The sequence below is a fragment of the Pseudomonas sp. CROZ-RG-20F-R04-15 genome (assembly GCF_022662375.1).
Lineage (GTDB): Bacteria > Pseudomonadota > Gammaproteobacteria > Pseudomonadales > Pseudomonadaceae > Aquipseudomonas.
Map to the genome: position 1 here is coordinate 42,135 of NZ_JAKNQL010000014.1, position 25,608 is coordinate 67,742.

Sequence of the window (25,608 nt, forward strand, 5' to 3'; positions counted from 1 at the left end):
GTTCTGTTGACTGACACACCGTTTTCGCGAGCAGGCTTGCTCCCACAGGTTTTGCGTGATGCGGATCAGAACGCGTAACGCACCTTCGCGGTAAAGCCGTCGGCATTGAAACCGCTGGCCGTTACGTAGTTGTACGAACCGCCGACACTCCACGCGCCCATCCGGTAGTTGGCGCCCAGGCCCAGTTCATAGCTGTCGCGCACGGGTGTGGTGCCACGGCTGGTGAATGAATCGCCGCCGAGTATGAACGATGAGGAGGTCGCAACCTTGTCGCCAATCACGTCATGCCAGGCCATGAATTTCGCCTCAGGTTCGAGACTGCCGGTGCCGAGCGCAAAATCGGCGGCCAGGCGCGCACCGAAGCCCATCTCACCGACTTCGTAACGCTGGCTGCCGACATTCAGCGCTGCCGAACTGCCCTTCTCGCGATAGGAATCCATGCCGACATTGGCGTAACGCGCACCGACCTGCGGCTCCAGCACCACACCCGGGGTCAGGCGCAGGGTATAACCGGCCAAGGCGCTGACGCCGAATACATCGCTGTCGTAATCGCCTTTGGCGCGGGTGCCGGCGATGTAGCGCTTGGATTCGTTGTCGTTCCAGCCGTACATCAGCGAAGCGTCGACAAACCAGTTGTCATGCGTCCAGTTGCTGTAGACCGTCAGCGCATGGCCGGTCACTTTGGTTTTGCTGCCGAGATCGGATTTCACATCGGTGTCGAGGTAGCTGTAAGCCAGACCGATCGATGTGTCGGCGGTCAACTGACCGTCGGCACCAACGGCAATCCCGTGGCTGTCGGCGTCATAACCGGCGACACCGCGACGGGCATCCTGATCGGCATCGCTGCTGAGGGCTTGCAGCCAGACGCCTTTTTCCGGGGCGACGGTGGTCGTACGTGCGCGATTGGCGCGGTCGTTGATAACGCCCGACACCAGCGTCTGGCTGTTGGTGGCGGCGTGCAGCACGCCACGGCTGACGTCCGGGCTGAGTGTCTCGGCCAGCCGCGCCAGTTGCGTGTCGGTGCCGGCATTGGCAAACGCCTGGAACACCGGATCCTGTTCATCAAGATGTGACATCAGCGAGGCCGACAGTCCGACCAGCGCAGAAGCAGCGTTTTGGCTACCACCGGCATCGAGAGTATTTTGCGTCAACACTTCTTGCGACTTGGTGCTGACCAGCGCCTTAACGTCGTTACCCTCAACGCCATAGCTTTTGACTTCAAGCAATGCCGAAGACGACTCGACCGTAAGGTTTTCGCCGCCGATCAGATTGCCCGAACGGATCAACGTGTAACGGTTGCCGCCGGCGGCCGTGCGAAAATCGCTGGAGCGCGCCTGCAATTGCACATGACCGCCCGGCGCGATCTCGGTGGTGCCGGTGACGGTCAGAATCGCCCGGTTGATGTCGGTGTCATTGCCGACCGACATCGCAATCACCGAGTCCGCTTCTTCCATGTCCAGATCGCCGACGATCGTGGTGTGCGCCCGCGCCAGGGTCAGAGTGCCTTCTTGAACGGTGACATACCCGGACTTGATCGTCGCGCCATCGAAGCTGACCTCGCCATCAATCGACACCCCGGTCAGACCCAACAGGTCGCCTTTGACCTCGCCATAATTCCAGTAAAAGTAACTCAGACCATCGTCCACTTTAATGGCCGCCGTACCACCCGTGATCGATCCGTATGACTGAACAATGTTGAGCGGACCTTGTCCTGCGGGCTGGTTGTACACATGAATGCCGATGCTCTCCCCGTATACGTTGCCGTAGTTGTAGAGACCGTATTGGCTCGCAGACGATGCAGGCACAAGCTGCATCCCGTTCAACACTATGGCTTCGGCGCCACTGCCGGTGGCCCTGAGTGTTGACCGGCTCATGACCGGGCCGGGCAGCGTGACGTTTTCCAGATAAAGCCCACGAGCATTGGTGCCGTTGACGACGATGGTGCCGGCGTTGATCACCCCACTACCGAAACTGCTGTTGATCAGCGAAACCCCGGTGGCGTTATTACCGCTCACGGTGATCGGGCCTGAGTTCATGAAAGCGCCACGCACCGGAATGTCCCTCAACGCGATACCCGTCGATTCACCACTCGCAGCCAGACCGTTGACCGTCACCGAGCCCTCGTTGCTGAAGTTGGAACCGAGCCGCGCCCACGACACGCCCGCCGCCGGCGCGATGTCGATCCCGACACCGTGGGTGGCGCCATCGATAGTGATCCTGGCCTTGTTGACGATTTCGCTGTTAACCGACAACCCAGTGAACTGCGCCGCGCTGGTCATCGTCGACGTAGAGCTTTCCACAACATTCGCCGTGCCCACGAGATTGAGAAAATCGTAGGTCTGCTTGACGCTGACCAGCGGGCCTGTGCCCAGATCGTAATTGAGGGTGACAGCCCCGACACCCGGAGCCTGAACAACGGCAGCCGCCACAGAAAGCGCCAGCAAAGAGCGGCGCAGACAAGAAGTATTCAAAACGAGATTCCCTTCCAAAACATGAAAAACAGTTTCAGCAGGGTTCACGTATTCATACAGGCATCCCTACCGGCCCGCCATGTGTCCTGGCTCGGGCGCGGGGAATCTACAGGAGCCACTATTTTGATACCACCAAAAAGTCAAAGAGATGGCGCCAAATTCTCAAGAACCCGACCAGCAGTCGATCGTCATTGCTGGCAGGCCTGCTCCCACAGGATCTGAATACATCAGACAGAAAATGGTCGGCAGTCAGGCCGCCATCGCAAGCAGGCTCACTCCTACAAAAGAGCAAGAGCAGTGAAGCAGTGAAGCAGTGCACCAAACCCCGCATCACCTCTGCCCTTCACCACTCAACAGGATGAGCGTTAGCTCGGCTGCAGCTCTTGATCTTGATCCACGGGCGACGTCGGAAGGCTGAGTGGAGGGATTGATCCGGGGGTGGGAGCGCAGCGACCGTTTGGCGAAGCCAAACACAGCGAGAGGAGGTGCAGCGAAGCAAACCGTAGGCGCTGCGCCCGGATCGATCCCGGAGCGAAGGAACCCCGAGCTTTAGCGAGTGGGCCGCACGCAGGAGCAAGCCTTTTTGGGTACTTTTTCGGCGTCTGGAAAAAGTGCCTCGCCGTAAGGGCGAAACCGCCAGCCGCAACCCCCAAAAAAACGGATATTCACCAAAAACCCCCAAAGCACGGTCGGCCCAAAGGCCGCCGAGTTCAATCTCAGCCAACCTGAACCTTAGGCTTGGGAAACAGATTATCCAAAGTCTCCAACAACCTCAGGTAATAAATCGGCTTGCGAAACAGATCCACCACCTGCAACCGCAACAGATCACTGACATCTTCCATATCCGCATGCCCCGACATCACAATCACCGGCAAATGCTGCCGAGAGGTATGCTCACGCAAGCGCTTGATCAACGACATCCCGGACTCCTCCGGCATACGCAAATCAGTAATCACCAACGCAATATCGGGATGGCGCGTCAGATGATGCAACGCCAGCTTCACCGACGTTGCGGTATGACAGACAAACCCCTCCCCCTCCAGCAACTCCGCCAGCTCCAGCAACGCGTCCTCCTCGTCGTCAACCAGAAGCAACTGTTGGCGCGGCAGCGAGGAAGCAGTCATGGGCAATCCCTGAAAACTGAAAGTGAACCCGAGTGTAGCCCGACATTCGCCGGGCATTGAGCTTCGTTCAGCTCAGGGCGACGGTGCAGGCGTGGTCGACACGGCCGTTCCGCCCAGCGCTACCAGCAAGTTATTGAACATGACCAGCACACGGCCACCCACCGGCGTGACGAACACGATGACTACCACCGCCACCATCGCCACCACAATCGCATACTCGATGGCCGATGCTGCGTCTTCGTTGGCCAGGAAACTGCGGGCACGAATCATCAGGTACTCAAAGAGCATCGCAGTTCTCCTCAGTGGTCAAGGCCGGGTCACGGCTGTGCCGCCCAGTCCGGTCAGGATGTTGTTGAAGTAGAACAGCACCCGATTACCCAGCGGGGTGACGAATGCCACAACCACCACAGCAACCATCGCCACCACGATCGCGTACTCGATCGCCGACGCTGCTTCCTCGTTTCTGAACAACAGACGGACTCGGGCCATCAAGTAATCAACAATCATCTGGAACATACATCCACTCCTTCGCGCCTCTGGCGCCGATGTCGCACTACAGCGGCAAGGTTCCACCGTGCCATTTGAGCATTGTCAACAAAGCCCCACCCAACAACTGTAAGAACGGATTAATCACAAAGGATTAATCACATCGCGAAGTTGCCGATTGCTGCTGTTAATTGGCCAAGACTCATACTTTAGTGGGTTATTTTCCTGTCACTAATGGCGTTTTGGCTCGGATCAGCTAGCGTGGAAATAGCGAAATAGTTGCATGTTCATAGCTGCCGGATTGGGAACTTCTCTCGTTAGCAAGTGCAGTGGGTAGTGCAGCAGGAAAGGGAGAGCCGTCATGAACAGTCGCGTCACCATGGGCCTTGCAGCCATCCTTCTGCTTGGAGCGATTTTTGTCGGTTACTGGGGACTGGTGCTCAGCCGTCAACCGGCACCCGTTGCCGAAGCCCCCGTTGCCCCAGCCGTCACCGTTGAAAAAACTGTCGCGATCGCCGAAGACCAGACTCGCCAACCGGTGGTGGTGTTGCTGCACGATGTGCCGCCATTCACCGCGCTGACGGCAGCCGATGTCGCGGTAGAAAAACTGCGCAGTGCACCGGCCGGCAGCTTGAGCAACGTCGACCAGGCCGTCGGCCGTACGCCGTGGCGGCACCTCAGCGCCGGCACTTGGCTGAACGATGAAAGCTTCACCGCCGGCGGTTCACTGGCACGCATGATTCACAGCGATGAACGCGCCCTCACCGTGGCCGTCGACGAAGTGATCGGCGCGGCCGGGCAACTGATTCCCGGCGATTACGTCGATGTGCTGCTGTATCTGCGCCAGGACACCAGCAACCTTGAACAGTCGGCGCAGATCGTCGTCCCGGCCATGCGTGTGCTCGGGGTTGGCGATCAATACGGACTGACCAACGACGGCCAACCGGCTTCGCCGGCCCTGAGCGCCGATGAAAAGCTCAAACAGGATCAACGCCGCATCGCCGCGCGCACCGTGGTGCTGGCGGTGCCGGAACAACTGCTCAGCCGACTGATGCTGGCAACGCAAGTCGGCACCTTGCGTCTGGCCGTACGCAGCAGCGAAGAACAACGCCTGGCCAAATACTGGGCCGGCGAAACTCAGGCGCCGGCACATCTGAACACTGCCAACAGCCAACTCTTCCAGTTCACCCAACTGGCCTTGGGCACCGGGCCGAAAGCGCCTTCCAGCGGTGGTTCCGGCGCGGCCCCGAAGCCTGCCGTGGAAATCATTCGCGGCAATCAGATCACCCAACAAAACCCATGACAGCGCAAGGATCCAAGGGCATGCAGAGTCGTTTCAGGCCGACATTCAAACCCATGTTGTGCGCCCTGTTACTGATGGGACTGTCGATGGACGCCGCGTTGGCGGCGGTCGGCAATTGCTCGGCACTCGGGCGCATGCCGCCAGTGATCGAAATCGGCGAAGGCTTTCAGCAGGACGTGCAATCGCCAGTGGCGATCACTCGTCTGGCCATTGGCGACCCGAAAATCGCCGACGTACACGCCAACGGCAGCTCGTCGTTTTTGCTCACCGGTGTTGCGCCCGGCGCCACCAGCCTGATGGTCTGGACCTCGTGTTCGAGCGAGCCGCGCCAGAGCATGGTCTTTGTTCAGGGCGCCGCCACTGCCGCCATGACCGGCACCCTGCCCTCAGATGACCCGAACCTGCCGTCCCAGGTGCAGACCGATATCCGTTTCGTCGAAGTCAGCCGCACCAAACTCAAGGAAGCCACCGCCTCACTGATCGGTACGCGTGGCAATTTCCTTTTCGGTTCGCCCGGTACCCTGCCGCCGATTGACGGGGTGCCGCAGCCACGCCTGCCGGTGGACAACTCGCTGTTCAACTTCTCGTGGATCGGCGGCAAGACCATGGCGATCATCAACGCTCTGGAAACCAGCGGCTTCGCCTACACCCTCGCGCGGCCGAGTCTGGTCGCGCTGAACGGTCAGAGCGCAAGCTTTCTGGCCGGCGGTGAAATACCGATTCCGGTGCCCAGTTCCGGCAGCGACAGCGTCTCGATCGAATACAAGGAATTCGGCATCCGCCTGACCCTGACGCCGACCATCATCGGCCGCGATCGCATCGCGTTGAAGGTCGCCCCGGAAGTCAGCGAACTCGACTTCAGCAATGCCGTACAAATCGCCGGCACCACCGTGCCGGCCCTGACCATCCGCCGCACCGACACCAGCGTGTCGCTGGGCGACGGCGAAAGCTTCGTCATCAGTGGTTTGATCAGCACCACCAACAGCTCGCAGGTGAACAAGTTTCCCGGCCTCGGCGATATCCCGGTGCTCGGCGCCTTTTTCAAAGGCTCGCAGATCAAACGCGAAGAGCGCGAACTGCTGATGATCGTCACCCCGCATCTGGTCCAGCCACTGGCCGCCGATGCCCAACTGCCGTCGTTGCCCGGCGAGAAACTGCGTAATTACGACCCGAATTTCTACCGCATGTTCTTCCTGGAAAACGGCAATTTCGACAAGCGCAGCGGGTTATCCCAATGAGCCAGAGCCTGAGCCAGACCTTTCTCGCCATCACCCGCAACAGCACCGATCTGGAGTGGTTGCAAGGCGCGCTCGCGCCTCTCGGTCAGGTGGTCAGCGCCGGTGGCGGCAGCCTCGATGAGCTGCTGGCGCTGGTGGACGTGACCTTTGCCAACCTGGTGTTCGTCGGCCTTGATCGCGAACACGTGGTCGCCCAGAGCGCATTGATCGAAGGCGCACTGGAGGCCAAACCGATGCTGGCGATCGTCGCCCTCGGCGACGGCATGGACAATCAACTGGTGCTCAATGCCATGCGCGCCGGTGCGCGCGATTTTGTCGCCTACGGTTCGCGCTCCAGTGAAGTCGCCGGGCTGGTGCGGCGCTTGAGCAAACGCCTGCCACCCGTGGCACCGAATACGCAACTGGGTGGCCTCACGGTCATGTATGGCGTGCAGAGCAGTTCCGACGGCGCACTGCTGGCCAATCACATGGCCTTGGTGGTGCAAAAGAGCGGTCAGCAAACCTTGCTGCTAGATCTCGGTTTGCCGCGCGGCGACAGCCTTGCCCTGCTCGGCCTGGAGAGTTCGTTCCACTTCGGCGATGCCTTGCGCCACTTGCGCAGACTCGACGCCACGCTGATCGACAGCGCCTTCACCAGCGCCGAAGCCGGCCTGCGCATTCTCGCTTATGCCAGCAACGATGAGCCGCTGGAGAGCACCAGCGCCGCCGAGCTGTACATGTTGCTCAGCGCCTTGCGCCAGCATTTTCAGCACATCGTGGTGAACCTCACCGGGCAGACCGACAGTGAAGCCTTGCGCACCTTTGTCAGCCACTGCGACAAGTTGCTCTGGTACACCGACCAGAACGTGCTCAATTGCCGACGCAACCTCGCAGTGCTCAATCTGTGGCGGGAAAAAGGCATGAAACTCGACCATGGGCGCCTGCTGATCGACCGCTACCTGAGCAACGTCGCGCCCAACTCGGAAACCCTCGGCAAGACCTTCAATCTGGAAGTGATCGCCACACTGGCCCTCACCCCGGAAGTACGCCTCAACGCCAAAAACCAGGGCGTCAGCCTGTTCGAACTGGCCCCGCGCGAAAAACTCACCCAGAGCCTGCGCGCCCTCGGCGAGCGTCTGGCGAAACGTTCCGAAGGTCTGGCCAAGCCTAAAGTCACCTGGTTCGACCGCTTGCGAGGCACCTCATGAGCGCAGAAAAACTCTTCGGCGCGGCGCCCCGCAGTGGCGTCGGCAACAGCGATCACGAAGGCCTGAAACTGGTCCTGCATCGCTACATCATCGACGCCCTCGAAGAATCCGGGAAAAACCTGCTGGAAGGTTCACGCCAGCAACTCGCGCAATTCGTCACCGACAAAGTCGCCGAATACATCGCCCGTTTGCACTTGGCGATTTCCCGCTACGAAATGGAACGGCTGGCCGAAGAGATCGTCGACGAGCTCACCGGTTTCGGCCCGCTGGAAGTGTTGCTGCGCGATCAGTCGGTGACCGAGATTCTGGTCAACGGCCCGCACCGCGTATTCATCGAACGCGACGGTGTGCTGCACCAGAGTGACCTGCGATTTATCGATGCGCATCATGTCGAACGCGTGATGCAACGCATCCTCGCGCCACTCGGTCGGCGCCTCGACGAGTCCTCGCCGATGGTCGATGCACGCCTGCCGGATGGCAGCCGGGTCAATGCGATCATTCCGCCGATTGCCCTCGACGGCCCGTGCCTGTCGATCCGTAAATTCCGCAAGGACATGCTCAAAAGCAGCGACCTGATGGCCATGCAAACCATCGACCTGTCGATCTTCGAGTTTTTCCAGGATGCCGTCGGCAAGCGCTGCAACATCCTCATCAGCGGCGGCACCGGCACCGGCAAGACCACACTGCTGAATATTCTCAGCCAGTTGATCAACCCGCACGAACGTCTGGTGACCATCGAAGACGTCGCCGAATTGCAACTCGGCCACCCTCACGTCGTGCGCCTGGAAACCCGCCCACCGAATGCCGAAGGCCACGGTGAAGTGAAGGCCAGCGACCTGATTCGCAACGCTTTGCGGATGCGCCCCGACCGGATCATTCTCGGCGAGATTCGCGGTGTCGAAGTGGTCGACGTACTCACGGCGATGAACACCGGTCACGACGGTTCGATGAGCACCGTGCACGCCAACAACGCCCAGGATGCCCTGCTGCGCCTGGAGACACTGGTCGGCCTGACGGGCCGCTCCATCGCCGAACGCACCCTGCGCCAGATGATCTGCGCTGCCCTCGACGTGATCATTCAGTTGACGCGCATGCCTGACGGGCGCCGCTGCGTCAGTGAGGTGGTGGAAGTGGTCGGTATTCGCGAAGACGTCTACGTCACCAACACCCTGTTCCGCCTTGACCGCCGCACCGGTTTCGGCTTCTTGCGCGAAGCGATCAACCCGGCCGGCGACAAGCTGCGCCACGAGGCGCATCTGGGCTGACGCAAGGAGCTGCGAGCATGCTGGGACCGATCATTCTCATCGTTATCTGCCTGTTGCTGCTGGGGCTGTCGATTCGTCTGTTCCTGCAGGGGCTGCGCAAGACTGCCACGGAAAAAGTCCTCAACCGACTCGCCGCCGGACAACCGCAACTGGCGCCTGAAAAACCTGTGTGGGTCGGACTTGAACGCATGTTCCTGCGTGCCGGACTGGGCCGCCCGACCGAACGTTTCGGTCTGTGGCTCAGCCTGTGGGCGCTGGCGATGGCGCTGGGTTATTTTCTCGCCGACTGGGTCGGCCTGCTGCTGATGGTCGTTGTACCGCCACTGGTGTTGCGGCTGTATATCGCCTTCCTGTACCAGCGCCGGATCAAACGCATGATCGAGCAACTGCCGCAATTGCTTGATCACACCGTGCGCAGCCTGAAGTCCGGGCGCACCCTGAGCGACGCGGTCATGGGCGGCATTGAAGCCAGCGAAGATCCGTTGAAAAAAGCCATGGGCCGGGTCCAGCGCAACGTGCAACTGGGCGTGAACTTGCCTGACGCCGTCAGCGATTTCGCCGAGCTGTATGAACAGGACGAACTGCGCATGTTCGCCCTCGGCCTCAAGGTCAACCACCGCTACGGCGGCAACGCCAGCGAGCTGCTGGAAAACCTGATCAAACTGATCCGCGAACGCGACCAGGGCGCGCGGCAACTGCGCGCGCTGACCGGTGAAACACGCATGACCGCGTGGGTACTCGGTTCGTTGCCGCTGCTGCTGGTCAGTTACTTCATGCTTACCAACCCCGGCTACATGCTCGGGATGTGGAACGACGCGAGCGGGCAGCACATGCTGATCAGCGCCGCCGTGTTGCAAGTGTTCGGCAGCCTGGCGCTGTGGCGCATGTTGCGGAGCGTCTGACATGGTCTACCTCGCCGCTCTCATGTTGCTGCTCGGCGCCTTGCTGCTGGTGGTCAATCACTTGCTCACCGAACGGCGTCGGGTGCGTCAGGTCAATCAGCGTTTACAAGGGCATCTGGTGCGCGCGAACCGCTTCGGCAGCTGGTTGCGCGCACTGGGCAGCAGCAAATTCGGCCAGCGCTCGGTGAGCATCGACAGCGAAACCCAGACCCTGCTCAACCGCCTCGGCTGGCGCCGCGCCAACGAACGGGCGCTGTACGCCGCCTGCCAGATCGGCACGCCGCTGCTGACGTTGGGTTTGGCGATTTTTCTGCAGGAAGTTTTCTTCCCTCAGGCGGAACACCGCTGGCTGGTGCCGATGCTCGCCACCGGTGGCGGTTATCTGCTGCCCAAACGTTTGTTGGCTTTTGCCGCTACACGACGGCAGAAAACCATCGCCGTAGAGGTATCAACCTTCATTCCGCTGCTGCGCATCCTCTTCGAATCCGGCATGGCCGTCGAACAAGCGCTGCGCGTGCTCAGCATCGAAGCGCAAAAACTGCTGCCGGAACTGACCAGCGAACTGCGCCTGATCCTGACCCGTGTCGACTCAGGCCTCGAACTCGGCCAGGAGTTGAACAAAGCCGCGGTGATGCTCGCCGTCGACGAGTTCAGCGACACCTGCGTGATCCTGCAACAACTGATTCAACAGGGCGGCGGCGCGATGAAATCGCTGCTGGCGCTCAAGCAATTGCTGGATGACCGTCGCCTGACGCGCTTGCAGGAATACATCTCGAAAATGTCGGCGAAGATGTCGGTGGTGATGATGCTGTTTCTGTTTCCGGCACTGCTGATCGTCCTCGCTGGCCCGGGCTTCACCGCGATTGCCCGGGCGTTCGCCAACTGACCTTGCTCATGGAGAGCGTTTGATGAAAGTACTGATAGTCATGGCAAGTCTGTTGCTGCTCGGCGGTTGCGCCACCGACGGCCAGGCACCTTGGACGGCACTGCTGGCACCGAGCAGTTGCAGCAAAATGACCCAGGAGCAGGAACTGGCCCTGAACCTCGCGGACGATCTGGCCAACGACGGCAAACTGCACGCCAGCCTGGCCAACCTGCAAAGCCTCCCGGACAACATCAGCGAAGTGCGCCTGCGCAAGGCCAAGGTCTATCGTCTGCTCGGCCGCAGCGAAGCCGAGCCGCTGTACCGTGGCCTGCTCGGCGGCTGCCTGACCGCCGAAGCCGAACACGGCCTCGGCCAGCTCTACGCTGCTCGCGGCGACAACGGCCAGGCCCAGGCCCACCTGCAACGCGCCGCCCGCCTGGCCCCCACCGACGAAAAAATCCGCAACGACCTCGGCGTGGTCTACCTCAACCAACTGCGCCTGAACGACGCCCGTTTCGAGTTCCTCACCGCCATCGAACTCAAGCAGAACAACCAACTGGCAACGATAAACATGGTCACCCTACTGCTGTACCAGAACGACTGGCCACAAGCCGCCGAAATCGTCAGCCGCGCCAAACTGACCCCGCAACAATTCACCGAAGCCCAGGAACGCGCAGAAAAACTCAAAGCCCCGGTCAAGGCCAAACCGGCCACCAGCAACCAAGTGGCCGCCGTCGCCGACCCGTTGCCGTCATCGCTCAAATAAGGAGACAGCCATGCATCCCTTCAAAGGCCTGTGCTACCTGACCCTGCTCAGCCTGCCCCTCAGCGCCGCCGCCATCGACGCCGGCCCCGCCTCGGCGCAACAACAGGAAACCGAAGGCTGGCTGGTCCTGCAAAGCCGCAACAAAGCCGCATCGCCCAAACCACAAACAGCGACCGCGACTGAACGGGATCTGGCGATGCAGCGCTGGTTGAAGAAGTACAAATATGAAATTCCGGATTTTTATGATCCGGATGCGGGTGGGAAGATCGAGACCAAGAATTAGTGATTTGGTGACCTTGCGAGCGCTTTCGCGAGCAGGCTCGCTCCCACCTTTTGAAATGCATTTCACCTGTGGAAGCCAGCCTGCTGGCGATGAACGATGACGCGGTGTTTCGGCCGGATCAGGTCTGCGGATCCACCCGATCCAAGGCCCGGTTCACCGCCAGTTCGGCCAGCATGATGATCTGCTGAATCGCCAGCGCGGTATGGCGCTCAGGCCGGCCGAGTTGATCGGCTAAGTTACCGGCCAGTGTGTTGGCTAAGGCCAGAGATCAGTTTGTCCATAACAACTCCTACTTGGCTGAGGAGCCAACCTTTGTCGTTTCCACACGACAAAAGGTGGCAGCTGTACGCAGGGTGGAAAACCGATAAGTAGGCAACCGGCCAGACCGAAGCCTGCCCGCGCACAGCCGCCGCGACACAGTTTGCAGACGAAAGAAGACGCCGACAATGATTGCGGTAGCGATGCAACGCATCTACTTGAAATTCAGGTTTCCACACCCGGTCGCTGAATTGGCAGCGACAGCCAAAGACTAGAGAGCGCACGTCCGACGGACAACCTGAAAACCGCGTGGGAAGGTTCCGGTTATCTGGCACAAATTTAAACAGCCAAAAGCCAACCCTCACCCTAGCCCTCTCCCGGAGGGAGAGGGGACTGACCGCGTTGTCTGGGAGAGCTACGCCGACGTGAAATATCGAGTCGAACTCAGGCTTTGAAAAACACACAAATCGGCCCTCACGGGGCAAAAGGTGGCAACTGTATGCGGGGTGAGAATACCGGTTATGGACACCCGGCCAGACCGAAGTCTGCCCGCACACAGCCGCCATGACACATTGCAGACAGCAGACAAGCTGGCGGCGATTATGCGTGCACAAGGACTGGATGACCATAAATTGCCGGGTTCTCACACCCGATCGCTGAGTGTTCAGCGACAGCCAGAGACTAGAGAGCGCGCGTCCGACGGACAACCTGAAAACAGTGTGGGAAGGTTCCGGTTATCTGCCACAAATTTAAACAGCCAAAAGCCAACCCTCACCCTAGCCCTCTCCCGGGGGGAGAAGGAACTGACCGCGTTGTCTGGGAGAGCTACGCCGACATGAAATACCGAGTCGAATTCAGACTCTGAAACAGATCAAAAGCCCCTCCCCCGCTCCTAACCACTCAACAGGATGAGCGTTAGCTCGGCTGCAGCTTTTGATCTTGATTCACCGGCCGCGTCGGCAGGCTGAGTGGAGGGATTGATTCGGGGGTGGGAGCGCAGCGACCGTTCGACGAAGTCGAACACATCGAGAGGAGGTGCAGCGAAGCAAACCGTAGGCGATGCCCCCCGGATCGATCCCGGAGCGAAGGAACCCCGAGCCTCAGCGAGTGGGCCGAACGTTGCGGCAAGCCTTTTTGGGTACTTTTTCGGCGTCTGGAAAAAGTGCCTCGCCGTAAGGGCGAAACCGCCAGCGGCAACACCCGCAGCAACGGATATTCACCCAAAACCCCAAGAGCATGGTCGGCCCAAAGGCCGCCAAGTCAATGCGCCGTAACCCGCTGCCGCAAAGCAGAAGCACTAGGCGACAAAGCCAAAGCCAACTGCGTCCGATTATGCATATGCGTCAACCGCAACACCTGCGAAACATAAAGCTTCACCGTGTTCTCGGTAATCCCCAACTCACAGGCAATCTGATAATTGGTCTGTCCCTTGCCCACCAACCGCGCCACATCCAGCTGCCGCGGCGACAACTGACTGAAAATCGCCGGCATCTCCTGCGCCTCAGCCTCGGCAGACTCACCCCCCGCCACATCGCGAGCCGCCGTCGAAGGATTGCGCCGAACCTTGTCCAGATCCTGATACAGGTCATCAATCGACTCAGACAAATACTGCAACTTCTGATTCAAATGCCCCAATTGCAGATTCTTCTGCCGCTCCTGCAGCGCCATCTCCTGACGCTGCACCCCTTCAAGCAACTCATCCATATTGATCGGCTTCTGATAGTAATCAGCAATCCCCGCACGCAACGCCTTGATCACGTCCTGCTTGTCGGCTCGCCCGGTGAGCATGATTGCCTCGAACGCCCGATGCTTGCCCGCCAGCCGCTGCAATGCCTGAATCAACTGAATGCCATCCATGTCCGGCATGTGCAGATCACTCAGCACCAGACCGATTTCCGCGTCCTCACTGAAACGCTCAATCGCCTGCAGACTCGACTCACACGGCACACAGCGATACCCGTTACTTTCAAGAAACTCGCACAGTTCCTCCACAATCAACGGCTGATCGTCGACCACGAGGACTTTTACCGCAGACGTAAGCTTGTTCACGTGCTACTCCATGTCCCAGGCCAAAGCTGACCATTCCTGTACTGCCAGCCTTTGGCTGTATAACCAGTTCCTTTGAAAGTAGACGTACTTTCCGACTATGTACATAGGACTAGTGGCGCTTGGCGACTAATGGATCCAAAGTAGAACCAACAGCGTCCCAACCAGCACAAACGGAGCAAATGGCAGCTTTTTTGACATAGTTGGCCCTAGATATCGCAGACGATCTCTAAGCCCTTGACTCATATGAAGCCAGACTCTTGGCGCCAGCAGCATCCAGACCACGCTGGCGAATCCTGCGCCAATAAATACGCCAAGAATGAACAGACCGTCCGTCGCAAGCCCCAGAGCTGTCATTAATTTCACATCGCCGGCGCCCATGCGGCCCATGAAAAAACCCGGCAGGGTCAGTGCCAGCGCAATCACGCAAGCCCAACCACCCTGCGCCGCTTCCGCGCCCAGCCAGGTGCTGCCGGTCGACAACAGCCAGATCAGCGCCAGCGCGCCAACGCCGAGGGTCAGTGCATTGGCAATGCGGCGCTGGCGGGCGTCTTGCGCCGCGCACAACACCAGCCAGATCAGGAGGACAAAACTGTGCATCCGGTAAAAACCGTCCGTTTTTGCTGAATGATTCTATGCTGATACTACGCAGTGACAGTCAGGGTAGACGCACTCATGAAAACCGGCTTTCGGAAGTCGCAAAAAGGTGCGGTGGCGATCGAGTTCGCCTTGGTGTTCATCGTCTTTTTCGCCGTGTTCTACGGTCTGGTCAGCTACAGCCTGCCGTTGGTGATGATGCAATCGTTCAATCAGGCCACGTCCGAAGCGGTGCGCCGCAGCGTCGCGGTCGACCCCAACACACCTAATTATTCAACGGTGGTGATCAACACCGCTAACGCCACCCTGACCCAGCAATTGTCGTGGATCCGGCCGATCTTCAACCTGGTGATCGGCGTTGATACCAGCGTCCAATACAGCGCTTCGGGCCTGCTGACGGTGCAAGTGAATTATCCGGTCAGCAAACTCAATCAGGTCATGCCGTTTCTGGTGCTGCCGGGCATCGGCACAGTGCCCAATCTGCCGCCCTACCTGACCGCCACCTCGAGTCTGCAATTTTGACGTCGGGGGACAAGCTCTTCGGGCGCTTGCTCAAACGCACACCGCCCGCCGCCCACGAGTTGCCCGACCCACTCGGCTCACCCGCAACAGGCTTGCACCTGTACCTGAACGACGACGCTGGCGTGCTGCACATCGCTGGCCCGTTACGTCATCTGCTGGCGCAGCACAACCCCCACCATCAGCCCTTGCCACTGAGCGCTTATCTGTTGCCCCACAGCACATTGACCATCGAAGGTCGGCCGAGGGAGTGGCAAGGGCTACTGCTCGATCTCGACTTTTCGGGCTTGGGCGAGCAGCCCTTGCACTTGCGTGGCTGGGTCCAGCCGCAGGGCGAAGGCTGGTTGATGCAGTTGATCGACATCGCCGACCTGCTAATCGAACGCCAGCAATCGCGCCACCGTGACGCCTGCCAATTGATGGCCGGGCAGATCAGCGAACAGCTGCGCGCGTGCAGCCAGCTGCGATTGCCGGTGATCGTCAGCGAACAACTGCAGGTGATTGCCCAGCGCTGGCACATCCCTTGTCTGGCACTGGCCTTGCTCGATGATGAGGCACAGGGCTGGCAGATTTATCGCCAGTATCGCGCCCACGATGCGCCAACCTTGTGGCATGACGAGCAACGTCTCGGCACGCCGCTGGACAGCCTCAACGGCGCCGCGCCACAGCGTGTCGGCGCGCACCATGGTCTCGACGAACACTCACGGGTGCAGGCTCTGTTTGGCAATGCCGAAGGTTTCGCCGTGCCGTATAGCGATGAACGCGGCGTGGTGGCCTGGCTGCTCTGCGGCTTTTATCCCGTGGACAGCGCCGCGCCCTACCTGACCGAGCGCGACTGGATAGCGCTGCTCGCCGCGCTGGCCGGGCCGTTGCTCGGGCGCCTGCGCGAACAGCAACATCACCTGCAACTGGAACGCATCGAAGCGCTGCAAACCCTGCTTGGCACCGGCTGGTGGGAGATTTTGGCAGGCGACGACAACATTCAACTGGCCCCCGCGCTGGCGGCGGCCCTGAACCTGACCCTGAACCTGAATCCTGGCGGATTACCGCTGGAAGACTGGCTGGCACAGATCCATCCCGCCGACCGCGACGAGTTGCGCAGCCGTCTGCAGGCCTTGCAGCAACACGGTGAAGCCCTGACATTATCGGTGCGCCTGCGCGGTGGTGATAACGAGCAGGCGCCCACGTGGTATCGCGTGCAGGGCCAAGTGATTGGCCACGGCGAGCACCGTCGGCGGGTCGGTTTCATGCTCGATATCAGCGACATCCAGAACCAGCAACAACGCGCCGCTGCGGCGCATGCACGGCTCGACAACCTGATCGCCAGTTCGCCGGCGGTGATTTACGTCCAGCACTACCACGAAGGCGCGCTGATTCCGGCGTTCTTCAGTGCCAGTCTGCAACCCTTGCTGGGCTGGAGCCTTGATGATTGTGGCGACGGCGCGTTGATCGAGATGATCCACCCTGAAGACCGCGACCTGTATTTCGCCCGCAGCCGCCAATTGCTGCGTGAAGGTTCAGTGCGCACGCGTTATCGACTGCGCGACCGACGCGGCGAATATCACTGGCTGCTTGATGAAGCCAAACTGCTGCGCAATGACCTCGGCCTGCCGGTGGAGGCGGTCGGGTTGTGGCTGGACGTCACCGAAGCGACCTTGGCGGCCGAACAGGTGAAAAAGAGTGAAGAACGCTACCGGATTCTGGTGGAGGATTCGCCGGCGATGATCTGTCGCTACCGCCCGGACCTGACGCTGACTTTCGGCAACCGGCCGTTGGCGACCTATCTGGAATGCACGCCGGAAGAGTTGCCGGGGGTCGATCTGGGCAGTTGGATGTCCGACGAACAACGTGCCGCCTTCGTCCAGCGCCTCGCTTCGCTGACCGCAGAGCAACCGGTGAGCACCGCCGAAATCAGCCTGCAACTGCCCGGCCGCGAGCACGCCTGGTGGGTGTGGTCCGATCGCGGCGTGTTCGATGAGCAGGGCCAATTGATCGAAGTGCAAGCGGTGGGCCGCGACAACACCGAGGTGCGCCGCTCGCAGCAACAGCTCACGCAAAGCGCGAAAATGGCCACCCTCGGTGAAATGGCCACCGGCCTGGCCCACGAAATCAATCAACCACTGAACGTGATGCGCATGGCCATCGTCAATGTGCTCAAGCGCCTGAGCAACGGCGATGTACAGATCGATTACCTGACCGACAAGCTCAATCGCATCGACGCGCAGGTGCAGCGCGCCGCGAAAGTGGTTGATCACATGCGCGTGTTTGGCCGGCGTTCGGAGATCGAGCAGCAACTGTTCAATCCGGCCTCGGCCATTGAGGGCACTCTGTCGCTGCTGGCCGAGGGCATGCGTGGCAAAGGCGTGGATTTGCGCATCAGCGAGACCGGGTTCGAGGTTCAGGTGCGCGGCTATGTCGATCAGCTTGAACAAGTGCTGATCAACCTGATGGTCAACGCGCGCGACGCCTTGTTGAGCAAGCGCGAGAAGGATTCATCCTTCAAACCGTGGATCTCGATTTATGCCGAGCGCGATGAACAGAGCGTGCGGCTATGGGTCGAGGACAACGGCGGCGGTATCGATCCGCGTCTGCTGGAGCGGATCTTCGAGCCGTTCTTCACCACCAAACCGATCGGCGTCGGCACCGGGCTGGGGTTGTCGGTGAGCTACGGCATCATCGACAACATGGGCGGCCAGTTGAGCGTGCGCAATTCGGCGGAGGGCGCGCGGTTCTGCATCGAGTTGCCGGTTGCCGTGGCCGCCTAGATCACCAGATAGGCCTTGCCGGTCTGGCCGCAGGTCATGTTGGCGCCAACGTCGACGTCCATCAGGTTGATACCCAAACCTTTGAGCAGGTTGTTCAGCAGCGGGTCGAGCAAGGGGCTGACCAGGCTGGTCACCACCGGTAGCAATTTACTGGTGACATCGCTGATCAACGAAGCAACGCCCGTGACAATGGCGCCAAACGGGTTGCCGCTCTGCGGTTGGTAAACAATCAGATTGATCCCCGCCAGCGTGTTGCTGAGGCTGCCGACGATATTATTGGTCGGAGCCGCCGACTGGATACTCGGTGGCAATTTGAGGTTGGCCGGCGTGGCGAACGGCGTACCGCTGGAAAACAGCAGGTCCTGGGAGCTTTGCGCGACCGACGTGTCGAGCATGATCGCGATGCCACCAGCGCCATAGGTAATATGAGAGTGCGGATCGCAACTGCCGAGCCCGGCGACCCTGTAGCACGTGGCAATCCCCAAATCGATCAGCGCCAGCGGCGCGACCGTCGGCTCGGCAGCGGATGAAAACGCATTGGTGGCGTCGATATTGCCGAGTTTGAGATCGGCAATCGAGGTGACGGTGTGTGCGGTCAGGCTCTTGGTGCCGGTCGTGTCCGTCGGGCAGCTGTAATCGGTGAGATAACTTTTAGCGCCGCCGGCATCCAGACTGATGTCGATTCTCGGCGACGGCAGGAGCAGAGGATCCAACTGCTGGCAGCCGATGCAGATAACCGAACTCAGTACCGCCACCAGATTCAGATGCAGCAGATCATTGACCGTAGAGGTCAATGTCCCGACCAGCCCGACAACCGCATTGGCCAGCCCGGTCACCCCGGACAGCACCGGCAAGTTCACCGACAACATCGTACGAATCTGCGCGGTTCGGACATAAATCCGATCCGGCCCCAACGGATTCGCCTTGGCACGCGCCGGATCGCCAATCGCGGAAAACTGCGGCGGCTCGATCACTTTCACCCGCACCGTGACATTCGCCAGCCCGAGCACACTGATCGGCAACGTTGCCGCCACCGCACTCTTGCTGTTGGCCAGTTGCACCACGCCCTGAATCAGCTGCAGCAGTTGCAGATTGGCGTCCAGTCCTGCTGCCGTGGTGCCAGTCTGCAATTGCAGGATGTCGCCCAGTTTGACCGGCGCCGCGTTGATTGCCGCGACCTGCAATTGGCCCAGCGCAGTGATCACCTGCGCAGTCGCCCCATTGAGCTGCACCACCGTCGCCGCCGCCTGAATCAGTTGCGTCACGGTCGCTTGGGTATTGAGCAACTGCGTGTAGTTGCCCGCCGCGACGTTGAGATTGATCGCCAGTTGATCAAGGTATTTGAGCAGGTTGATGTCCGTGTTCAGCAGGCCATCCCAGCCCAGTGCCGTGAGATTGACGTTGCCGCCGAGCAGTCCGGAAAACAGCGGATTGAGGATGTTCGACTGCGCCGTATCGATGCTGGCCAGGGTGCTGCGAATATTCAGTTGGGCCACCGTCGGCTGCGGTTTGGCAGCCACCGCCGAGGCATTGAGCGTGGTGTTGAGACTGACCGGTGTGCCGCTGAACAAGGCCTGCACGCCGCCAGCGAAACTGGTGGTCACGGTGCGACTGGCGACGACTTTCACCGCTGCCGCTTGCGTGGCATCCACTGCGAACGTGCGCACGCCGGAGGCGGGCGTGACCAAGGTGCCGCACGTGGTAGCAAGGGTATTGCCAGCATCGACAATGTAGCCATTGCGCACGGCGCTCTGCCCGGCGTAACTGGCAGCGCTCAGGCCCGGCAGGCAATTACCGCCACGACTGACGGCTTCGAGGGCGGCGTTGTCCACCACCCGCTGCAACTTGCGCTGTTCCATGTATAAGCGGCCGGTGTCGACCACTAACAGCAGCATCACCACCGCCAGACTGAGGGTGGCCGCCGCCATCAAGCCGATCGCCCCGCGCTGGCGGGCCGGGCCGTTGAATCGCGAACGAGGCGACATGGCGCACTCCTTTGCCGCTAGCTCCATTGGTGCAACTGAGTGTAGACGCGCCTAATGGCAACGCGCCATTTCGAACAGACAAACATCCCTGTGGGAGCGAGCCTGCTCGCGAAAGCGTCGTGTCAGATAAATAATAGTTGAATGACACCCTGCTTTCGCGAGCAGGCTCGCTCCCACATTAGAATTTATGGTGGAACAAAAAATGGGAGCTCAACAGCTCCCACTTTTTTAACGGATTCAACGCGGTGGATAGTTGACCAGAATCCGTCCGACGGTCTCACGAATGGCATTGCTGCGATCCTCGGGATTCGGTTTGCTGGCGAGCATCTGCTCATCGCTGCCGCGCCACACCAGTTTGCCGTCCTTGCCGTCGAGCAGGTCGATCTGGATGGTCGCCACCTTGTAGGTGATATTGCGCGTTTCGTTGTACATCGGCGCCCCCCAATATCCATTCCATGGGCCGCCCCAGCCGCCGCCGTAGTTGGTGGTCACTTGCTGCTGACGATCCTCGACGATCAGGTAAGTCTGCACATTCAAATCACCCTTGGCGCCCGCCGCCGCAGGACGCAAACCGCGCTGGTCAAGCTGGTCGGCGACGGCCTGGCGAATGCGTTGCTCGGTCAGGTCGCTTTTGATTCGTGGATCATCGGGGCGGTATTGCAGGGCGGGTTCTTTCCAGCTCCAGCTGCGATAGGCGGCAAAGTCGCGGCTGGCATCGAAGTCATGGTTGACCTGGTTGGCGGCGCAGGCGCTGAGCAGCGCGGCCATGGCCAGTAAAGCGAGACGGCGGAACATGGTTTTTCTCCGGTTGAAGACATGAACCTGCTAGAGCTTGTCATTTGCGGAAAGCTAACCGGGAGGATACGCCGACATGGCCTTTTCCACAGCTTCGCGGATCGAATCGGTGCGATCGATTTCGCTGCCCTTGTTCGCGGTTTCGGCACTGGCACTCCAGACCGGCTGACCGCTGCCTGCGTCGAACAGATTGACCTGGACCACCACGACTTGCTCGGAATAGGTGCGCACGATTGGCACCGTGTTGTACATGCCATAACCGCGACCATAGCGATCATAGCCGCCGTATCCGCCGCCGTAATAACCGTAGTCATCCTGGACCTGACGCAAACGGGTTTCCAGACGCAGATTGGCGCTGACCAACAAGTCGGCCGGGCGATTGTCGTGCAATGGGCGCAAGCCGCGCTGATCCAGCGCATTGCTCACCGCTTCGGCCACTTGCGCAGAATCGGCCCAAGCCGTGCCCGGTGGCAGTTGCCCATTGAGCCAGGCCCAACTGCGGTAGCGCCCATAATCACGCGGCGGCGCCGGGTATGCGCTACGGTCGAAGGTGGTGGCCGCTTGTGGCGGCGCCGGTGGCAAGGGTCGCGATTGCGCCACGTATGGGTTGCTGCTCTGGCAAGCAGCCAAGCCCAGACACATCAGCAGTAACCCGGATTGAGCTTTCATGTCGCGCTCCGATCAGATCGGCCGGCAGATCCAGTGCAAATAACGCCCAAGCCCGGCGAAGCTTGGGTGACGACGGTGAGCGAGCTCCATCTCGAGCAAATCGACGAGTTCGGCGCGGGCCTGGAATTCCACTGGCATGTAGTCATGGAAAACCCGGATCCCACTCTGGCTTTCGACCTGCCACAGGCCGTCGAGTTGCGTTGCCAGCTCCCGTGGGTCGAGCGGCTGCTGCGGAGTCAGGCTCTGCTTTTCGCCGGCCATGACGTTCTTGCGCATTTTCTTGAAATGGCCTTTGAGCAGGTTGCGATAGATCAGCGCATCACGGTTGTAGAACGCCAGCGACAACCAGCCACCGGGTTTGGTCAGTTGATGCAGCACCGGCAGGATCGCGTGGGGTTCGGCGAGCCATTCCAGTACGGCGTGGCAGATCACCAGATCGTAAGGTTCGGTGAGCTGGCCGAGCAGTTCCTGCCATGGCGCCTGAATGAATGTCGCGGTTTGCCCGGCTTCGGCGAAACGCTGACGCGCACCGTCGAGCATCGGTGCGGCCGGCTCGGTGAAGGTCACGTCGTGGCCGCGCTCGGCCAGCCACAGCGACATATGGCCGAGACCGCCGCCAATGTCGAGCACGCGCAATGGCCGATCCGGCAGCGCTTCGGCCAGGTCCGCCTGCAACACTGCGAGACGGATCGCACCTTTGGCGCCACCGTAGATTTTTTCGGCGAACCGCGTCGCCAACTGATCGAAATGCCGGTCGCTCATCAGTTGAACCGCCGTTCGCTGTCAGCGAGCTTGGCGCGCACCACTTCATTCATGTCCAGCCCCAACTCGCTGCACAGCAGCAACAGATACAGAACGATATCGCCGACTTCCTGCCCGGCGTGGGCAAGTTTGTCAGCGGGCAACTGGCGCGACTGGTCTTCCGTCAGCCACTGGAAGATTTCCACCAGCTCGGACATCTCGACACTGGCCGCCATGGCGAGGTTTTTCGGACTGTGAAATTGCCGCCAGTCATTGCGGTCGCGAATGGCGTGCAGGCGTTCGGTCAGTTCAACAAGGTTCATCGGGCTCTCCTGAAGGCGTATAGCTTCGGGGGGATGCGACCTGAAGGCAAGCAGCGCAGATGATCTATTGTGGGAGCGAGCCTGCTCGCGAATGCGGTGTGTCATTCAACCCATCAGTTATCTGATCCACCGTATTCGCGAGCAGGCTCGCTCCCACACGGGATTGGTGCAAACCTTCTATCATGCAGGGAACTCGGCCACCTGCGTTGTGGCCCAAGGCTCAGCCCTTTCATCAGGATGCACATATGCAGTTAGAAAGCTTTTTCGAATGGCTCGGCCAGGCGCTCGGTTCGGTCATCCGTTTTATCGTCGATGGCCTCAGCGGCCTGTTCAACATTTTGAGCAATGCCGGTGGCAACTTTGTCGACGGACTGGCCAAAACGCTGGGCATGGACACGTCGATCATCAGCATCATCGCGCTCATTGTCGGACTGATGCTGTTGTGGTCGGCGATTCGCGCGTTCATGAATGCGTCGATCATTGCCGGGATTATCTGGTTGTTGCTGGGGTTGTGGTTGCTTAGCTGGATTATTCATTAGGCCCTTGAAGAGCCCCTCACCCTAACCCTCTCCCAGAGGGAGAGGGGACTGAATGGGGGATATTCAAGAGCTACACCGACTTGAGCGAGCTTCAGCGAATCCATAATCGGCACATTCTCTCAGGTCGATGGATGACGCCAGACACCTCGGTCGGCCCCCTCTCCCTCTGGGAGAGGGCTGGGGTGAGGGGGTTGTTTCTGTCAGACACATCAAATCCTCCATGAATCGTTACAATCCCCGCTCCCCCAAGGAGCCCGCATGTCCACTCTGATCGCCGACTGGCGCGACCGCCCGACGCACCGCAAGGTCTGGGCACTCGCCGCGCCCATGATTCTGTCCAATATTTCCGTGCCGCTGGTGGCGCTGGTCGACAGCACTGTCATCGGCCACTTGCCCCACGCCCATCAATTGGGCGCGGTGGCGGTCGGTGCCAGCCTGTACACCTTTCTGGCCTGGGCCATGGGTTTTCTGCGCATGGGCACCACCGGGTTTGCCGCGCAAGCCGCCGGGCGCAGCGACGGTGCGGCGTTACGGCAGATTCTGTTACAGGGATTGCTGCTGGCGATGGGACTGGCACTGGTGCTTGGCACGTTGGGTGTGCCGCTGAGCGGCGTCGCGCTGCACTTCATGCAACCTTCGGCGGAACTGGACCAGCTCACTCGGGATTTCTTCCACACGCGCCTGTTCGGCTTGCCGGCGGCGCTGGCCAGTTATGCGCTGGTCGGCTGGTTCCTCGGAACGCAAAACGCCCGGGCGCCGCTGGCGATTCTGCTGACCACCAATCTGATCAACATTGCCCTCAATCTGTGGTTTGTCATCGGTCTGGACTGGGGCGTGGTCGGTTCGGCGCGGGCCTCGGTGATCGCCGAATGGAGCGGCGCCCTGCTCGGCCTGCTGCTGACCCGCAAGGCGCTGCGCGCGTATCCGGGACACATCGTCTGGGCGGCGTTGCGGGTTTGGCAAAGTTGGCGGCCATTGCTGGCGGTCAACCGCGACATCTTCATCCGCAGCCTGGCGCTGCAATCGGTGTTTTTCCTGATCACCGTGCAAGGCGCGCGGCTGGGCGATTCGACGGTGGCTGCCAACGCGCTGCTGCTCAATGGCTTGCTGTTGACGGCGCATGCGCTGGACGGTCTGGCCCACGCCGTCGAAGCCCTGTGCGGACACGCCATCGGCGCCCGTGATCGCCTGGCCTTGCGTCGTTCGCTGGTGGTGGCCGGCGGCTGGTCGCTGCTCGCCAGCCTCGGATTTGCCGCGCTGTTTCTGCTCGCCGGGCACCTGTTCATCGAGATGCAGACCGATATCCAGAGCGTGCGCGACACCGCGTTCGTCTACCTGCCCTACCTCGCCGTGCTGCCGTTGATTGCGGTCTGGAGTTACTTGCTCGACGGCCTGTTCATCGGCGCCACTCGCGCCCGGGAAATGCGCAACGGCATGCTTATCACCGTGGTTTTGCTCCTGCCGTTCGCGTGGGCGCTGCAAGACTTGGGCAATCACGGCCTGTGGATATCTTTTCTGCTGTTCATGGTGTTGCGCAGCCTGACCCTTGGTGCCCAAGCCTGGTGGCTCAAACGCAACGACGGCTGGTTCAGCGGCGGCGTTCACTGAGTCGGCGTGTGCGCGATAAACCCGACGACCTGATCGAGTACTGGCGCCAGACGCCGCAACGGACGCGACAGGGTCGCCACCAGGGTTATGTGGCTCGGCCGCGAGTAATACAAATCCTGCGCCGACACCCCGGCCGCGCGCAGCTTGCTCGCAAGGCCGCCGGTGTTGCGGGTCGGGTTGACCAGATCATCTTTGCTTGCCGCAATCAACAGAGCCGGTGGTGCGCCACGACGGACATGGTTGATCGGCTGTGATTGCGGCGGTGAGTCCGGCCAGAAGAACACCGGACGCACATCGGGATTCTTGATCGGCAGAAAGTCATAGGGCCCGGCGAGACCAATCCAGCCCTGCAGATCACTGGGCGACATGCCCACCGCTGCGAGCCATTGGTCATCCAGCGCGAGCATCGCTGCGTTGTATCCGCCGGAGCTGTGGCCCATCAGATACAAGCGCTGCGGGTTGCCGGAAAATTCGCGGATATGCGCTTTGGTCCACGCCACCGCTCGCGCGCCGTCCTGCAGAAACAGCGGATAGCGCACCTGCGGATACAAGCGGTAATCCGCCACCACCGTGACAATCCCCTTGGACGCCAGTGCTTCACCGACAAACCGGTAGTCGACGCGCGAGCCGCTGTTCCAGCTGCCGCCATAGAAAAACACCACCACCGGTGCGCCCGGCATCGGCTGATGCGGCACGTACACATCGAGCTTCTGCCGCGAATCGTCACCATAAGCGATGCCCGCCGTCCTGTCATAGGTGCTGTCCGGGGTCAGCGCATTGAGCAATTGCACCGGCGAACATCCGCCCAGCGCCAACAGCAATATACTGCCGATCACTGCACCGAACCCTTGCCGGAATAACCGTGTCATACGC

The 25,608-nt window shown here is 60.5% G+C and carries 24 protein-coding genes; 12 read left to right on the forward strand and 12 right to left on the reverse strand.

The window, feature by feature from the left end; genetic code table 11:
* Window positions 1–65: 65 nt before the first annotated feature.
* From L8H52_RS20035 to L8H52_RS20050, 4 genes are all read right to left on the reverse strand, one after another.
* Window positions 66–2,471, reverse strand: a complete 2,406-nt coding sequence (locus L8H52_RS20035) for an autotransporter outer membrane beta-barrel domain-containing protein (RefSeq protein ID WP_242208418.1) — start codon at window positions 2,469–2,471, stop codon at window positions 66–68.
* 716 nt (window positions 2,472–3,187) lie between these two features.
* Window positions 3,188–3,595, reverse strand: a complete 408-nt coding sequence (locus L8H52_RS20040) for a response regulator (RefSeq protein WP_242208419.1) — start codon at window positions 3,593–3,595, stop codon at window positions 3,188–3,190.
* A 72-nt stretch (window positions 3,596–3,667) separates the two neighbouring features.
* Complete coding sequence (locus L8H52_RS20045; protein ID WP_123596029.1) at window positions 3,668–3,883, reverse strand: Flp family type IVb pilin; 216 nt, start codon at window positions 3,881–3,883, stop codon at window positions 3,668–3,670.
* Between the two features lie 18 nt (window positions 3,884–3,901).
* Window positions 3,902–4,111, reverse strand: a complete 210-nt coding sequence (locus L8H52_RS20050; protein ID WP_228759302.1) for a Flp family type IVb pilin — start codon at window positions 4,109–4,111, stop codon at window positions 3,902–3,904.
* Window positions 4,112–4,442: 331 nt separating this feature from the next.
* Between L8H52_RS20050 and cpaB the strand changes: the two genes are divergently transcribed.
* Genes cpaB through L8H52_RS20090 form a run of 8 tightly spaced genes read left to right on the forward strand, consistent with a single transcriptional unit; the run spans window position 4,443 to window position 11,890 of the window.
* On the forward strand, window positions 4,443–5,384 hold the full coding sequence (gene cpaB, locus L8H52_RS20055; protein WP_242208420.1) for a Flp pilus assembly protein CpaB: 942 nt from the start codon (window positions 4,443–4,445) through the stop codon (window positions 5,382–5,384).
* Window positions 5,385–5,404: 20 nt separating this feature from the next.
* Window positions 5,405–6,622, forward strand: coding sequence for a type II and III secretion system protein family protein (locus tag L8H52_RS20060; RefSeq protein ID WP_194935546.1), 1,218 nt, complete (start codon window positions 5,405–5,407; stop codon window positions 6,620–6,622).
* Window positions 6,619–7,809 carry a pilus assembly protein gene (locus tag L8H52_RS20065; protein WP_242208421.1) on the forward strand — a complete coding sequence of 397 codons (1,191 nt, stop codon included), beginning with the start codon at window positions 6,619–6,621 and terminating at the stop codon, window positions 7,807–7,809. The genes L8H52_RS20060 and L8H52_RS20065 overlap by 4 nt, the downstream gene beginning before the upstream one ends.
* Complete coding sequence (locus L8H52_RS20070) at window positions 7,806–9,074, forward strand: CpaF family protein (protein ID WP_242208422.1); 1,269 nt, start codon at window positions 7,806–7,808, stop codon at window positions 9,072–9,074. The genes L8H52_RS20065 and L8H52_RS20070 overlap by 4 nt, the downstream gene beginning before the upstream one ends.
* Before the next feature lie 17 nt (window positions 9,075–9,091).
* A complete protein-coding gene (locus L8H52_RS20075; RefSeq protein WP_242208423.1) occupies window positions 9,092–9,976 on the forward strand; it encodes a type II secretion system F family protein in 885 nt (294 codons plus the stop codon).
* A gap of 1 nt (window position 9,977) precedes the next feature.
* Window positions 9,978–10,862 carry a type II secretion system F family protein gene (locus L8H52_RS20080; RefSeq protein ID WP_242208424.1) on the forward strand — a complete coding sequence of 295 codons (885 nt, stop codon included), beginning with the start codon at window positions 9,978–9,980 and terminating at the stop codon, window positions 10,860–10,862.
* A 22-nt stretch (window positions 10,863–10,884) separates the two neighbouring features.
* Entirely contained in the window at window positions 10,885–11,607 is a 723-nt protein-coding gene (locus tag L8H52_RS20085; RefSeq protein ID WP_242208425.1) for a tetratricopeptide repeat protein, read from the forward strand.
* A gap of 10 nt (window positions 11,608–11,617) precedes the next feature.
* The gene (locus tag L8H52_RS20090) at window positions 11,618–11,890 is read left to right on the forward strand and encodes a DUF3613 domain-containing protein (protein WP_150730310.1); all 273 of its coding nucleotides are present in this window, start codon (window positions 11,618–11,620) and stop codon (window positions 11,888–11,890) included.
* Window positions 11,891–13,408: 1,518 nt separating this feature from the next.
* Here L8H52_RS20090 and L8H52_RS20095 read toward each other — a convergent pair.
* Together L8H52_RS20095 and L8H52_RS20100 are read right to left on the reverse strand one after the other, a co-directional pair.
* Complete coding sequence (locus tag L8H52_RS20095; RefSeq protein ID WP_242208426.1) at window positions 13,409–14,197, reverse strand: response regulator transcription factor; 789 nt, start codon at window positions 14,195–14,197, stop codon at window positions 13,409–13,411.
* 126 nt (window positions 14,198–14,323) lie between these two features.
* Window positions 14,324–14,794 carry a prepilin peptidase gene (locus L8H52_RS20100; protein WP_242208427.1) on the reverse strand — a complete coding sequence of 157 codons (471 nt, stop codon included), beginning with the start codon at window positions 14,792–14,794 and terminating at the stop codon, window positions 14,324–14,326.
* A gap of 75 nt (window positions 14,795–14,869) precedes the next feature.
* Between L8H52_RS20100 and L8H52_RS20105 the strand changes: the two genes are divergently transcribed.
* Window positions 14,870–15,313, forward strand: a complete 444-nt coding sequence (locus L8H52_RS20105; protein WP_242208428.1) for a TadE/TadG family type IV pilus assembly protein — start codon at window positions 14,870–14,872, stop codon at window positions 15,311–15,313.
* On the forward strand, window positions 15,310–18,075 hold the full coding sequence (locus L8H52_RS20110; RefSeq protein ID WP_242208429.1) for a PAS domain-containing protein: 2,766 nt from the start codon (window positions 15,310–15,312) through the stop codon (window positions 18,073–18,075). Before L8H52_RS20105 ends, L8H52_RS20110 begins: the two co-directional genes overlap by 4 nt.
* On the opposite strand, the gene L8H52_RS20115 is transcribed toward L8H52_RS20110, so the two are convergent.
* The 5 genes from L8H52_RS20115 to L8H52_RS20135 form a co-directional block, all read right to left on the reverse strand.
* Window positions 18,072–20,060: a pilus assembly protein TadG-related protein gene (locus L8H52_RS20115; protein WP_242208430.1), complete on the reverse strand. Its 1,989-nt coding sequence runs from the start codon at window positions 20,058–20,060 to the stop codon at window positions 18,072–18,074. The two genes, L8H52_RS20110 and L8H52_RS20115, sit on opposite strands and share 4 nt — an antisense overlap.
* Window positions 20,061–20,297: 237 nt before the next feature.
* The gene (locus tag L8H52_RS20120; protein WP_242208431.1) at window positions 20,298–20,855 is read right to left on the reverse strand and encodes a DUF4136 domain-containing protein; all 558 of its coding nucleotides are present in this window, start codon (window positions 20,853–20,855) and stop codon (window positions 20,298–20,300) included.
* A 54-nt stretch (window positions 20,856–20,909) separates the two neighbouring features.
* A complete protein-coding gene (locus tag L8H52_RS20125; protein ID WP_242208432.1) occupies window positions 20,910–21,524 on the reverse strand; it encodes a DUF4136 domain-containing protein in 615 nt (204 codons plus the stop codon).
* A gap of 12 nt (window positions 21,525–21,536) precedes the next feature.
* A complete protein-coding gene (locus L8H52_RS20130; protein ID WP_242208433.1) occupies window positions 21,537–22,286 on the reverse strand; it encodes a methyltransferase domain-containing protein in 750 nt (249 codons plus the stop codon).
* A complete protein-coding gene (locus tag L8H52_RS20135) occupies window positions 22,286–22,588 on the reverse strand; it encodes a MazG-like family protein (RefSeq protein ID WP_122606447.1) in 303 nt (100 codons plus the stop codon). The genes L8H52_RS20130 and L8H52_RS20135 overlap by 1 nt, the downstream gene beginning before the upstream one ends.
* 245 nt (window positions 22,589–22,833) lie before the next feature.
* On the opposite strand from L8H52_RS20135, the gene L8H52_RS20140 reads away from it, so the two are divergent.
* Window positions 22,834–23,127, forward strand: coding sequence for a hypothetical protein (locus L8H52_RS20140; protein WP_242208434.1), 294 nt, complete (start codon window positions 22,834–22,836; stop codon window positions 23,125–23,127).
* A 258-nt stretch (window positions 23,128–23,385) separates the two neighbouring features.
* Window positions 23,386–24,735 carry an MATE family efflux transporter gene (locus L8H52_RS20145; protein ID WP_242208435.1) on the forward strand — a complete coding sequence of 450 codons (1,350 nt, stop codon included), beginning with the start codon at window positions 23,386–23,388 and terminating at the stop codon, window positions 24,733–24,735.
* On the opposite strand, the gene L8H52_RS20150 is transcribed toward L8H52_RS20145, so the two are convergent.
* Entirely contained in the window at window positions 24,729–25,604 is an 876-nt protein-coding gene (locus L8H52_RS20150; RefSeq protein ID WP_242208436.1) for an alpha/beta hydrolase, read from the reverse strand. The genes L8H52_RS20145 and L8H52_RS20150 overlap by 7 nt on opposite strands.
* Window positions 25,605–25,608 lie beyond the last annotated feature (4 nt).

What these genes read in the sequence shown, in the direction of transcription:
- L8H52_RS20115 (WP_242208430.1), bottom strand. Translation starts at nt 20,060, where the DNA reads ATGTCGCCTCGTTCGCGATTCAACGGCCCGGCCCGCCAGCGCGGGGCG.
- L8H52_RS20075 (WP_242208423.1), top strand. Translation starts at nt 9,092, where the DNA reads ATGCTGGGACCGATCATTCTCATCGTTATCTGCCTGTTGCTGCTGGGG.
- L8H52_RS20135 (WP_122606447.1), bottom strand. Translation starts at nt 22,588, where the DNA reads ATGAACCTTGTTGAACTGACCGAACGCCTGCACGCCATTCGCGACCGC.
- L8H52_RS20085 (WP_242208425.1), top strand. Translation starts at nt 10,885, where the DNA reads ATGAAAGTACTGATAGTCATGGCAAGTCTGTTGCTGCTCGGCGGTTGC.
- L8H52_RS20150 (WP_242208436.1), bottom strand. Translation starts at nt 25,604, where the DNA reads ATGACACGGTTATTCCGGCAAGGGTTCGGTGCAGTGATCGGCAGTATA.
- L8H52_RS20100 (WP_242208427.1), bottom strand. Translation starts at nt 14,794, where the DNA reads ATGCACAGTTTTGTCCTCCTGATCTGGCTGGTGTTGTGCGCGGCGCAA.
- L8H52_RS20060 (WP_194935546.1), top strand. Translation starts at nt 5,405, where the DNA reads ATGCAGAGTCGTTTCAGGCCGACATTCAAACCCATGTTGTGCGCCCTG.
- L8H52_RS20120 (WP_242208431.1), bottom strand. Translation starts at nt 20,855, where the DNA reads ATGTTCCGCCGTCTCGCTTTACTGGCCATGGCCGCGCTGCTCAGCGCC.
- L8H52_RS20045 (WP_123596029.1), bottom strand. Translation starts at nt 3,883, where the DNA reads ATGCTCTTTGAGTACCTGATGATTCGTGCCCGCAGTTTCCTGGCCAAC.
- L8H52_RS20065 (WP_242208421.1), top strand. Translation starts at nt 6,619, where the DNA reads ATGAGCCAGAGCCTGAGCCAGACCTTTCTCGCCATCACCCGCAACAGC.
- L8H52_RS20040 (WP_242208419.1), bottom strand. Translation starts at nt 3,595, where the DNA reads ATGACTGCTTCCTCGCTGCCGCGCCAACAGTTGCTTCTGGTTGACGAC.
- L8H52_RS20080 (WP_242208424.1), top strand. Translation starts at nt 9,978, where the DNA reads ATGGTCTACCTCGCCGCTCTCATGTTGCTGCTCGGCGCCTTGCTGCTG.
- L8H52_RS20105 (WP_242208428.1), top strand. Translation starts at nt 14,870, where the DNA reads ATGAAAACCGGCTTTCGGAAGTCGCAAAAAGGTGCGGTGGCGATCGAG.
- L8H52_RS20140 (WP_242208434.1), top strand. Translation starts at nt 22,834, where the DNA reads ATGCAGTTAGAAAGCTTTTTCGAATGGCTCGGCCAGGCGCTCGGTTCG.
- L8H52_RS20145 (WP_242208435.1), top strand. Translation starts at nt 23,386, where the DNA reads ATGTCCACTCTGATCGCCGACTGGCGCGACCGCCCGACGCACCGCAAG.
- L8H52_RS20050 (WP_228759302.1), bottom strand. Translation starts at nt 4,111, where the DNA reads ATGTTCCAGATGATTGTTGATTACTTGATGGCCCGAGTCCGTCTGTTG.
- L8H52_RS20070 (WP_242208422.1), top strand. Translation starts at nt 7,806, where the DNA reads ATGAGCGCAGAAAAACTCTTCGGCGCGGCGCCCCGCAGTGGCGTCGGC.
- cpaB (WP_242208420.1), top strand. Translation starts at nt 4,443, where the DNA reads ATGAACAGTCGCGTCACCATGGGCCTTGCAGCCATCCTTCTGCTTGGA.
- L8H52_RS20130 (WP_242208433.1), bottom strand. Translation starts at nt 22,286, where the DNA reads ATGAGCGACCGGCATTTCGATCAGTTGGCGACGCGGTTCGCCGAAAAA.
- L8H52_RS20090 (WP_150730310.1), top strand. Translation starts at nt 11,618, where the DNA reads ATGCATCCCTTCAAAGGCCTGTGCTACCTGACCCTGCTCAGCCTGCCC.
- L8H52_RS20125 (WP_242208432.1), bottom strand. Translation starts at nt 21,524, where the DNA reads ATGAAAGCTCAATCCGGGTTACTGCTGATGTGTCTGGGCTTGGCTGCT.